The following is a 12,338-nucleotide window of genomic DNA, read 5'->3' on the forward strand; positions in this document are numbered from 1 at the left end:
ATTCTCTTCTATAATGGCCATGAGTGCGGGATCCTACGGCTTAGTGCCCGTAAGCTTGACTTCATTAGCTTTGTTCTCCCAATTGCACGGCTATTCCTACCTGCCGATTGCCGATCAGTCGCCCTCAAGTTACCGTTATTATCTGATATCTTTTTGACAGCTTCTACTTTGAATTCCGTACTGTAGTGTAGCTCTGAATTTTCTTGGTCATTGTAAACTCCTTATCGAGTCGTTAGTTTACCAAGTTTATCTCTACGGTTTCTTCAGCATAGCTCATAACCTTGTATAAACGAAAGTCGAAGTACGGTAGTATTGAAGTGAACGTTGCGAATTTATTAAATAGTATGTAAGGATAAGTCACTGTGACCATAGCAATGCAAACGACTCTTGCTAGTTTGACAAAGAAAGAATGGATTACTTCTCTACAGCAACATTATTTAAGTACAGAAGGTCCATATGGCAATTCAGACTTAACTAATTTGGACGTTACTCCAGCAGGCTTAGCAGATGCGATAGGTATGAATGGATACTCCGATGAGGATATTCAAAATGCATTCATGTCAATTTTTACTAGGAAATTAGTAAGAGATTTTCTATCAACTAAAGTAGATGAGATTCAAGGAGCAAAAGCCTATAGTAATTTTCATTTTTTGATATTATCTTGCTTTGTGGCTGCTACCACTACTAATGCGGGAGATAGTAATCAATATCGAGAGCGACTAGGAGCTTTGCTAGATGATGACCAAGGTGCCGAGCAAGGTGTAAGCGGAATTAATAGTTTATGGTTGGCTTTATCAAGATGGATAGGTAATCAAGTCCAGCAAGGTAAGAGTTATAGAAAAATTATTTTGCCTAAAGATATAGGGAATATGACGGTTATTGGCTATGCCGTAAAGTTAGCTTACCCCTCTCGCGATGATCGAAAGCAACTAAAAAATGTTTTAAAAAAACTAAGCTATAGAGCGTTCGAAAGTTCAATATCTTTATTGGTCGAGCTAGATGAAGATTATTATGGTGAATTACCAGTATTGATGCAACAAGAATTATCTGACCTAAAAAAACGCTATGAAAGCATTCAAGCCATAGAGAACCATCACTTTTGGCAGTTAATACTTAGTATTTTATCTGAGATTAATCGAGAGAATCCCAAAAAACATACTTTGTTATGGTCGGTGTCGGTCAGATTTGGTGGATGGGATGGTGATGAGTTAGAAGAAGTAGTTTTAGCAAAAGGAAATCGACGTCAAGATTTAGAAGTGCCTTTTTGGCAAGGGGGTTTTTTACAATTCTTAGAAATGCCTCGGATACCAAAACAAATTAAAGCTTTATTAGATAACGGCTGTATTGTTCTATTTGAGCGTCATGGTGGTCTATGGACACAAGAGGATAGAAAGCCTCAAGCAGAAGATACAGCTATTATTCTAGCCAATCGCCCTGAAATCATTGAGCGGTTTCAACATCCTTGTAGCATTGCCGAAAGGTGGTGTTATTCTGAAAATATGCCATTACAAAAGGCCTTAGAGATAACCTATGGTCAAGGGGTAGCGGGGCAAAATACATCAGAAAAGGGATTGAAGTTTGAAGGAGGGATACCACTAGGACGTAATAAGTGGCTGGCACGTTCAGGATACTTACCCATTATTAAAATTGAACCTAGTAGTAAATTTAGTACAAACCCAGCATTAAAGGTTCAAATTGAGGATAATATCGTTACGATCATTGATGATGACTTGATTGATAAAGAATGGAACTTAAGACAAATTGATGGGTATGATGAACTTACATTAAAAAGAATCCAATTTTTTAATAATGCACCACTCAATGACTCATGGCCACAAAGGAAAAATGGGTTTGAAGCGTCGGTAGAACTTAATTATCAGTTAGGTACACCGATTTTTGAAACCCAAAATGTAATGTCAATAGGTGTATTCCCTAATCGCCTGTGCGATGCATTAGAAGCATTATATGCTCGTGCACAATCCCCTCGATCAGAATCAGAGATTATTGCTATCTTACAGACAGTTTTACCTCAAGAACCTGAATTTAAATACATGGTCTGGGATGTGCTACGCTCTTTGGAGGAAGCAGGGTGGCTAGAGCAAGATCTTAGTGGGCGTTGGCGGGGACGCGTTTGGCGTGTGCAAGCCCCAAAGATTGTATTAACAGGTAGTTTAACCGCAATCGTTGAGGGTGCTATCGCTCATAAAGAACTAGAAATACTCAAAGTTGAAGCTATAAGACAGGGTGTTGAAATATATATTAATGCTCAGTTGGAGTGGGCAGTCCCTGTTATAAGTTTGCATGGTGACAAAATTAAGAAGCTAGCCGAAGAACTTCAGTGGAATATTGAAATTGGTAAAAACATTGTCGCAAAAACAGCTCCAAAATGTTGGCCTGTAGAAAATAGAACCGTTATGGGACGTCAATTATCCAGCATTTGGAAAGCTGAGCCAGGATTGTTTATTCCATTAAACCACAATATATCTAACGCTAAAATGTTGAGAAGGTTTACACGTGATGATGATAGGGACGTATACGCTATTGATGAAGATCAGGGATTTGTTACGACGCAACGCAATATTGCAATTTTGGAGTATGCAAGGAAAATTAAAAAACCGGTTTTTATATACGATAATGGAATATTAAAAGGACAGAGCTTAAATGGCCACTTGCCGTTGCCAGTTGCTAGATGGTTACGACAATTAACTGCCCTGCAATCTGGTCCTGCTCTTATATCAAAATGTTCGCAGTATCAATATGGTGTGGGTGAGGAGCAATTAAGCACATTGCAAGCTATATTTGGCTACGCTATTCAAGGTAACAATAAAGTTAAACCAAAGAAACTTATTCTGGAAATTGCAAAGCAACGTAGTCGCGGTAGCCGAATAAGCTACATTTAAAAAGAGGAAAAACAAGTGTCAGAACAATGGTATTTTGGTGAGGTTGATTATACACCTCGACCTCACACACGAATCAGTGGTATTGCAAAAGCAGTTGATGGTAAATGGAAAAAACAAACCTTGACTAGTGATTTAGCGCCTGTCGGTAGAGTTTTTGCTCCTTCATTGTATGGCGTAGCTGAAAAACAATTTCTTATTTTTACTGTTAAATTAAATCCAAGAATAAGTGATGATAACAATTATTCATCCGATAAAGAGCATGATCATTATATTATTGAGGAACGGAAGAAGCCCACAGTCGTTATTGATTATAGACATATGAGTACAGAACAAATACGCTATAAGTTAGTAGAGTTTGGTTTGGGAAGTATTGATGCTATCGATGCAGAACCAAATGAAGTTATCGTTGCATTATCTGACACAGAATGTGCCATTGTCGAAGTCATGTCCCATCCTCGTAATGGTCGTTATGTAGCTAAAACAAGAGACGTGGAAGTTTATTCTTTTGACAGTTCCATCTTTGATGGAGAGACTTTTGAAGGACAGTTTATAGAGGTCCCTGATGTGACTGTTGGCGATTTCATTCGCGAAATAACGTGGAAGCTAGACGTCGATATATTAAATGACTTATTGGACAAGCTAAAAAATTATGATGAATATCTAAAAGCTACTACTAAAAAGCAACGGGCGGATTTAGTTAGTCTATTAGATCGTGCACTCAACATTACAAAACAACAAAATTGGACTGATACACATGAATGGTTAGAAGGATATAAGCAAAGGGTTGCTAGGTCTTTAATAGAGCCAGAACAAGTAGTCGATACTCTATCAAACATGCAACCTTTTCAGCAGAAGCTGGAGATAGCACAACAAGCAGCAAGTAGTGCCTATCATCAAAAGATACGACCTATTATTGAACAAGAGATTAGGTCAGAGCTAACAGACTTGTTATCACAACAAGAGAGCTTGAAACAAAATATCCAGGAAAAACAAGGCATATTAGAAAATAAAAAAGTCGTTCAAGATGAGTTACAGCAAAAGATTTCAAGCTTGAATCAACAGTTACTAGTAGAAATTGGCCATCTTAATCAAACACTTGGTGATATTAAAGAATTAGATAATCAAGAAAATGTATCCCTTGTAGAACGTCTAAAAATTGCTCTGCATGATCAAGGAAGGCTGATTAAGCCTATAGATTCTACTACACCACCATGGTCGAGAGGATCAGGAAGAGATGATATTCCATATATCGATAATTCAGAGTTTCATGCCAAAATTCAAGCATTTGAAGAGAAAGCAGCTATATCACAATTAGAGCTTAATTTATTTGATAGTGCTTTACGCTCAGGTGATTTTGTTCTTTTACCATCAATTTCAGCAGAAATTCTCATACCTAAATACGCAGAAATTGTTACGGGTGGAGTGATTTTTCGAGAGAGTTTAGGTCCAAATATCTTAAATTTAGATGACTTATGGATGCAACCAAACCAAGGAACTAAGACTGGTTTTGCGAGAGCGTGGTCAACGGCAGTAGCGAACCCAAATCAATATCATTTAGTTTGGCTTGATGGCTTACAACGGACGGCCATAGATTTATGGTTGCCAAGTCTAATAAGTGTCTTATATAGCTCTGAAAGACCAAGTAATTTACTTGTTATGGCGACTATTGATGATAATTTCATTGATCAAGAGCGTCTGTGGCCAGAATTAACAAGATTTAGTACGCCACTTAAATTTGATAATCAAGTTGAGTATGACAAAAGGTTATTACAACGGCTTTCAATTGCTCAAGAAAGATGTACACAGCTTGCTTATCAAAAGGTATCTGTAGCTAGCGAGAACTACTCTGAGATACTTGAAAAAGGTCAACTATGGCTGAAAGAGTTATTAGATAAATAAGAGGGTAATATGCTAGATCCAATAGGTGCTTACAACGACATTTTAGAGCTTTATCTTTCTTATTTAGATACAGTTTATCGATTACGCCGTGAAGATTTAAGTCAAGAAAGGCAGCGCTTGTTACGACAATCAGGCAATTTAATGCCAGAACCTTTTATTGAGCCTATTTTACGCTATCAATCAACAAATATTCGATTGGAAGATTGTTTAGATGATGAGTGTCAGGATAACCCATTAAAGAAATTTAATCGTGAGCAACGCCGAGCTATCATTGAAATGATGTTTTCTGGGTTGTTCCCTGGCAAACCAGCCACAGGCGAGTTATCACGACAGAGTGTATTTTCACCTTATGCTCATCAAGTGCAAATGCTGCAACGCGGTTTAAAGAGTGGGCATCCTGGTATTGTTGCATCTGGTACAGGTTCAGGCAAGACAGAGTCATTTTTATTGCCTATTTTGGCAGAATTGATGGCAGAAGCGACGCAATGGGGACCGCCACCAGCAGATTATTTGCAACACCAATGGTGGCGTGAAGGAAGTAGGTTTGAGTACCACCGAAAAGGTGAAGACAGTAATCGACCACAAGCAGTGCGTGCATTAATTTTGTATCCAATGAATGCACTAGTAGAAGATCAAATGGTGCGCTTACGCACTATGTTAGACTCGCCAGAGGCTATAGAAGTATTAGACAAAAGAGCCAATGGTAATCGGATATTCTTTGGCCGTTATACCAGTGCAAGCCCTGTTCCTGGTTATTTGAATCATCCAAGACGACGAGATGATGAAAAAGAAAAAACAGCTACTAAGCGCCGTGTAAAACGCACTAAGACCACGTTGATGACATTAGCGAATGATCAAGAAAAGGCATTGGCGTATGATAGGAGTAATCCTGAGACTGATACAACACGTTATTTATTTCCATCTCTTACGGGGTCAGAACTTGTTACACGATGGGACATGCAAGAAACGCCACCGGATTTACTGATTACTAATATTTCAATGTTGAATGCAATGCTTTCTAGGGAGGTTGATGCTCAAATCTTCGATAAGACTAAACAATGGCTTGAAACGGATCCTAAAGCTTACTTCTTCTTGGTTTTGGATGAGTTGCATTTAATACGCGGTTCAACAGGAACCGAAATGGCCGCTCTCATTCGTACTTTAATTAACCGACTGGGGTTGGATCGTACAGAGTATCGCCATAAGCTGCGTATATTAGCGTCTAGTGCTTCTTTACCCTTGGATGGTACTGAAGGTGATCAAAGCTTGGGGTATCTTTATGACTTCTTTGGACCGTTTGGAACTTATGTAGATAGTCATAGTAAAGGAGCTAAAAAGCCTGAGGACTGGGCAGAAGCTGTTGTTTCAGGCAATACTGATATACCTAAACCCATTACTCAACAATGTATAGATACTAGACCGTTTATAGCAGTGGTAGACTATCTAACACCAGATGGCCGCTATCTAGGTCAGCTAACGAATAAATTAGACAGAGATCAGCAATTAGAGAAACTACTAGATGCTTGCAAAATAGCCTTAGGATTGTCTCAATCTCACGCAACCAGTGACATGGTGAATGAAGTTGCTGCTAGACTGGCAACAAGTTGTACAGATGAAGAGGGGAAAACCAAAGCTCGCTCAATATCAACGTTAGCAGAAAGGATTTTTGGTGAAAGTCGAGAACATAAAGCTTTACGTGGTTTAATGATCATAAGAGGGTTAGGAGATATAGAGGGATCAGAGGCAATCTCCTTTAGGGAGCACCTGTTTTTAAGAAGCTTGGAGGGTTTATTTGCCGCACCCATGATGCAACAAGGTCAGCTTGCTTATGAAGGGTTGTCGGTTGAGAGTGGTACTAGTCATATCCAGACTTCTAAAGGTAACCAGCGGCTATTTGAATTATTTTTATGTGAGGGATGTAATACAGAGTTTATTGGAGGGCTACGTGGAAAAGCTTCTCGTAATAACTCAAGATCGCCAATTGAAATTCTCCCTCAAACGCAGGACCTTGAAAAACTTCCAGAGTTTGGCGTTGGTTCGGGTATTGAAGACCTAAGTCACGAGGAGTTTGTTCTATTTTGGCCATCTAGAGAATCAGCCAAACGAGGTGATAATGACAAAGAATCGTGGGCTCCTATGTCGTTAGATCCATACAATGGTCAGTTACGTTCAACTAGTCCAACTAACCCTGCGAATTTTATCTCAGGACAACTCTTCGACATGATTAATGTATCTGATAAAGATAAACAACGTAAGAAGACTGCAGCACCAAACTGCTGCCCTGCGTGTGGGGCTGATTATTCACGCCGTAGTGAGCAATATCGTAAATCACCTATTCGTAGTTTTCGTACTGGTTTTGCTAAAACATCGCAATTGCTGGCTACTGAAGTTCTTGAACTGCTTAAACAAGCTGGTAATAGTCCTAAAGTGATTGCATTTTCTGATAGTCGTCAAGATGCAGCTAAAACAGCCATTGATATTGAACGTCATCACCATAATGACACTCGTCGTAGGATTCTGGTGGATGCACTAATCAATAGTGCACTGGTTGAGGATGTCGAAACTCTAAAAGCCAGGCGAGAAGAAGCAGAAAAAAAAGGGGACTATGATTTAGCAGATGAAATTGATAACAAAATAAAGAAAATTAAAAGAAATCAGTTAAGTCCTGATCGTATCCCATTAGCAGCAATTTTAGAGACAAATGAAAAAGGTATTATCGAGACAGGTTTTAAGGCTCAGCCACTGCTTGCGGGGATGACTGCTATAGGTGTGCACCCTACAGATGACACCGGCGTAGAAAAAATTAATCACAATGAGTGGTTTAGTTATTTTGAAGAGAAGCAGGACGGAACAATCTATTGGGATGACAAGATTGACGGTACGAAAACTACAGATGCAAAAAATGCAGTGGCGAAAGCACAACAAACTTTGATTGAAGATGTTATTTTTGCGCGTAACTATTTTGCTTTGGAAGAAACAGGAATTGGTTACGCTTGTTTTGAAGCTCAACATCAACAGAACTCAGATGAGCTTAATGCGATTTTAAGGGTTTTTGCAGATAATTATCGTGTATTAGCCAACAAATGGGTGAAGCAGGACTCAATTAAAGAGTGGGTGAGCGGTTACTCTATAAGTAGTAGAAGAGTGAAGCATTTTCTACAAGCCTCTGGCATCAGTGAAGATAAAATGACTGATATTTTAAAAGAAATGGAAAAGCTTAATCATCGAGGTGGCATTATACGAATCGAAAGTTTATTTATTCAACTTGCTAAACCTGAAGATCCAGTTTATGAATGTACTACCTGTAATAGAGCTCATTTACATCGTGGTACAGGTATATGTACGCGTTGTCACCAACACTTGCCTACTGAACCTAATCTCAAATCACAGCAGCTTAGGGAACGCAACTACATATCTAAAAGATTAGATAAAGCCTTTGCAGATGATCAGTCTGTATTTAGATTGCGTTGCGAGGAGTTGACAGGACAAACAAGATCGCCCGCAGAGCGATTACGGCGCTTTCGGGGTATTTCGATTGATGATAACAGCAATCCAATCAAAGAGAAAGCTCAAGAAATTGATTTGCTTTCAGTTACTACAACAATGGAAGTTGGTATTGATATCGGTGCATTACAAGCTGTATACCAAGCTAACATGCCGCCTCAACGTTTTAATTATCAACAGCGTGTAGGACGTGCTGGACGACGTAGACAAGCATTTTCTCTGGCAATGACATTGTGCCGAGGTCGTAGTCATGATATGCACTATTTTCGCCATCCTGAAGCAATCACAGGAGATGCTCCACCACCGCCTTTCTTAACAGTAGAGCACATAGATATTAGCTTGCGTTTATTGAGAAAAGTTTGGCTTACAGAAGCTTTCAAACTATTAAGGGGGGAAGATGATAGCAATTATCCAGGTGATAATATGAAATCTGATATACATGGAGAGTTTATCCTAACGACTGACTACTACGACGAAGTCAAAGGCTGGAAGCAACGCTTAACAATTGCACTTAGAGAGACCCAGCCAATCGCTGAAAAACTAGCTAATACTCTAGGTCAGGGGGTAGTAAATCGAGAGCAAGATCTTTTAACTTACTTAACAACTGATAAACTGATCGATGAGATCAATGTCTTAGAAAAAGAAGGTAGCAATCGTGAAATGGGACTGGCTCAATTCTTAGCTGAGAACGGATTGTTACCAATGTTTGGCATGCCGACCAGAGTAAGAAATCTATATTTGAATTTAGAGTCAGTTGGTGAAAATGAGTCTGAATGGGATTCTGTCGATCGCGAAATTGATATCGCTATTTATGAGTTTTCTCCAGGACAAGTGGTGATTCGAGATAAACAAATTCATGAAAGTATCGGCTTTACTGATCAATTAGGTTTTGTCCAGCTAAGGCGTGGTGGTGCTAAACTCATTCCTGAGCCTAAAGCAGAGTGGTGGAATGATAAAGTGAGCATTGCTGACTGCTCTACGTGTGGTGCACTAAAGCTACTTGCCCAAAGTGATAATGGAATCAAATGTGACGATTGTAAACAACAGATACCCCAAGAAGCTTTTAGTATCTACTATTCACCCAGTGCATTTAGAACTGATTTTCGACCGCGAGTGTCTGACGGCACTGAACCTCCTCATCCTATGATAAGACGGGAAACTGGAGCGATTATTGCACCTATGCAGATGGAAAAAGTTGTAGGAACAAACTTATCACTTGCAACTGGTAAAGAAGCTTATATTATCAGAAGAAATAGAGGGGTTTTAGATGTAGATGGAAACTCTAAAAGCTACGAGATGGTTCACAGAATTCAGAATAAGGTATATTGCCAAGGAAATTCTAAATTAAATATTGATAAGGTTCCAAATCAAGCGATATTATTAGATAAAGCTCAAAAATATTCAAAGCTTTGGCAGGTACAACCAGAATTACCTGAAGTACAAAAAGTAAAGCTATTTTCAAAAAAGCGCACAGATGCTCTAAACCTTAGCATGTTGTCAATCGCGGATGGTTTATCTATGGATAGACTGGGACCTCAATTAGAACGCTCAGGGACAAGCTTAAGGGCTGCGGCTATTAGTGCGACACAGCTTATAGTTCAGAGGGCTTCTCTAGCTTTAGATATATCACCAGATGAGTTCGAACCTCTTGAGCCTAGGCTTCGTGAAGAGAGGCCCATCTTGCAGATAGCTGATACATTGGTAAATGGCGCTGGTTTCTGTCAAAGATTAACAAAAAATATAGAGGGAAAATCACCTCTAGTTGTAGAACTTATAGACTCAATGTTAAATGATTTATCAGACCCTATGGTTGGCAGTTTTTTTGAAAGTAAGCATCGTGAGGAATGTCATCGCTCTTGCTATCGTTGCATTCAACGCTATGGTAATAGGGGATACCATGGTCTACTAGATTGGCGATTAGGACTCAGTTTTTTAAGATGTTTATTTGATCCTACACATCGAGTGGGTTTAGATGGAGATTTCACGAAGTATTCTGAGCTTAAAGATTGGCCTGAGCTTGCTAAAATTGCTGCACATGATATCAAACGCCTAGATCCGTATAAACGAGATATTATCAGTGTAGGTCCATTAAACCTTCCGGTTGTGTTGCATAACTCCAGTGGGCCTAGCTCTGAAGCATTTGTTATTGTTCATCCTTTTTGGGATGTAGTGGATATGAGTGCAGAACTAAAGCAAACTGTCGATTCCTTAGATTCTAGCCACTCTATAATGTTCATTGATACCTTTGAAACGAATCGTAGATTAATGAGTGCTATTGAAAATGTTAGGTCTAAATAAAAAAAGATAGTGATTTGAAATAAAAAAATTTTATAAATAGAAACCCCAAGACTCATTAGGACGATTAGCATCAAACTGCTGATCCAACACGTTTGGGTAAACCATTTTATTATGGTTCGAGTCCATGGTGACTTTAAAACGTTTGTGGCGACGGCATTTGATGCCATGTTCTTCTTTAGTACGCCTGACCATATGTGCAAGCTAATGTCATGGCCTTGCTCTATTAGCTTTGCATGCAGTCGCTCACAATGCTTACGATGTATCTGGGTCACTGATATCACAATTTATCCAGTCGTAATAGCTTGATGGCTTGACACTTAGCATGCGGCACATAGTGGTGATGCTAAAGAAGTGCTGGTTATCTTTGATAAAGGCTTACCTGACTAACTGTGCTTTGCAAAGTACGCCGTGGCCTCATTCGAGCATAGCTCTCATCTTGCGTCGGGCCAAAGCAGTGCTTCGCTTTATCCCTCCTCATTTAGGATCTATCGTTCCTCTTCGGCAACTTTAAGTTGTCGCTTGAGTTGGTTTATTTCTTGAAGAGCAGTCATAATATTAGGATCATATTATTCTGTACCGACAAGCTTGCCTTGATTGGCTTTGTTCTGCCAGTTAGATAACGTTTGTATCGCAATTTCAAGCTGCTTTGCAGTCGCTGAGATATTACCGTTATTATCCGCTATCTTCTTGACGGCTTCGGCTTTAAATTAGTCGCTGTAGGTTCCTAATTTCTTAGTCATGGTAAACGCCGATTAATACGCTTAGTTTACCAAGTTTATCTCTACGGTTTCTTAAGCATAGCTCAGTTTTTAATGAGCTTTTGGATCAGTTCTACGCAGGTAATTACGATATAAATACCATCAGAATGTTAAAGCAAATCAATGATCAGCAATCTAAGTGAATAAAACCGAACGAGACCCTAAAAGATGATGTAATCCTTAGTGAGGATTAAACTTCAATAAACGAATTATGCCAGATGATAAATATCTTAGAGACTGTGCAAGCGCGCTACTGCCGTCAAATCTCGCCAAAGCTTGATACTTTTGACTACCTTCAAACTCCTTAATGATCAGTGAGCATAACCATGAAGTATCAGATTGATGACTCGTATAGAGATGATATACCTAGTGCTGTTCTATATCGACAAACCATGGATCATTACCCAAAGTCTGCTATTGGTTGCTTTATCATCAGTGATGCTTGGGATGAGGAGGCGCTAATAGAGTTAAAAGAGAAGTCAGAGGCTTGGTTTTTAGTAGGCTTGCAAATAGATGATAGTGAATTTAAGCGCTTAGATATTATAGAGGGCGTTATTAGATGTCAGCCTGATGAAGTAGATAATGTCATTAGAATACTTGATGTAAACTCTGCAAGTACCATCATCGGTATAGATGTTGTGGATATCAAAAGTCTGTTTGAGTGTGGCAATTCATTCCAGTTCATTCAAGCAAGTGCCACAGGTGAATCTATATCGAAATCAGTAAAGGCAGCTACACAGCAGTTAGTTAGTCAACTTATAAAAGCTCGTCATGCTAAGGGACTGTTAGTTACCATAGAGAGTATCGAAAGCCCTTCGCTAGATACCCTTTCATATATAACAGCAGCTGTTGAAAATTTGTTATCTATTGATGATAAGTTCATATATTACAGCTCAAGCATGACTGATGAGCCACACTGTTTTCGTTTAAAGGCGTTATATGCTGAAGGGTAGGTAGAGGTCCGGAGCCTAAGTATTCG

Annotated in this window: 4 protein-coding genes and 2 pseudogenes; 4 read left to right on the forward strand and 2 right to left on the reverse strand. The window is 39.2% G+C overall.

The window, feature by feature from the left end; genetic code table 11:
• The first annotated feature begins 362 nt into the window (after positions 1 to 362).
• Genes ACT3RN_RS03200 through ACT3RN_RS03210 form a run of 3 tightly spaced genes read left to right on the forward strand, consistent with a single transcriptional unit; the run spans position 363 to position 10,601 of the window.
• Positions 363 to 2,900 carry a hypothetical protein gene (locus ACT3RN_RS03200; RefSeq protein WP_444518469.1) on the forward strand — a complete coding sequence of 846 codons (2,538 nt, stop codon included), beginning with the start codon at positions 363 to 365 and terminating at the stop codon, positions 2,898 to 2,900.
• Between the two features lie 15 nt (positions 2,901 to 2,915).
• Positions 2,916 to 4,799, forward strand: a complete 1,884-nt coding sequence (locus ACT3RN_RS03205) for a hypothetical protein (RefSeq protein ID WP_444518470.1) — start codon at positions 2,916 to 2,918, stop codon at positions 4,797 to 4,799.
• A 9-nt stretch (positions 4,800 to 4,808) separates the two neighbouring features.
• Positions 4,809 to 10,601 carry a DEAD/DEAH box helicase gene (locus ACT3RN_RS03210; RefSeq protein WP_444518471.1) on the forward strand — a complete coding sequence of 1,931 codons (5,793 nt, stop codon included), beginning with the start codon at positions 4,809 to 4,811 and terminating at the stop codon, positions 10,599 to 10,601.
• A 45-nt stretch (positions 10,602 to 10,646) separates the two neighbouring features.
• Here the strand turns inward: ACT3RN_RS03210 and ACT3RN_RS03215 are convergent.
• Both ACT3RN_RS03215 and ACT3RN_RS03220 read right to left on the reverse strand, forming a co-directional pair.
• Positions 10,647 to 11,015, reverse strand: a pseudogene (locus ACT3RN_RS03215) (IS3-like element ISPar1 family transposase); the annotation flags it as partial.
• Positions 11,016 to 11,089: 74 nt separating this feature from the next.
• Positions 11,090 to 11,341, reverse strand: a pseudogene (locus tag ACT3RN_RS03220) (transposase); the annotation flags it as partial.
• Positions 11,342 to 11,685: 344 nt separating this feature from the next.
• On the opposite strand from ACT3RN_RS03220, the gene ACT3RN_RS03225 reads away from it, so the two are divergent.
• Positions 11,686 to 12,312: a hypothetical protein gene (locus tag ACT3RN_RS03225; RefSeq protein WP_444518472.1), complete on the forward strand. Its 627-nt coding sequence runs from the start codon at positions 11,686 to 11,688 to the stop codon at positions 12,310 to 12,312.
• Positions 12,313 to 12,338: the final 26 nt, after the last annotated feature.

The sequence above is a fragment of the Psychrobacter sp. AOP5-GZ1-6 genome, from assembly GCF_052376345.1.
In the GTDB taxonomy this organism is placed as follows: Bacteria; Pseudomonadota; Gammaproteobacteria; order Pseudomonadales; family Moraxellaceae; genus Psychrobacter.

Excerpts from the sequence above, each read along its gene's own strand:
- ACT3RN_RS03210 (WP_444518471.1), top strand. The coding sequence starts at position 4,809 with ATGCTAGATCCAATAGGTGCTTACAACGACATTTTAGAGCTTTATCTT.
- ACT3RN_RS03225 (WP_444518472.1), top strand. The coding sequence starts at position 11,686 with ATGAAGTATCAGATTGATGACTCGTATAGAGATGATATACCTAGTGCT.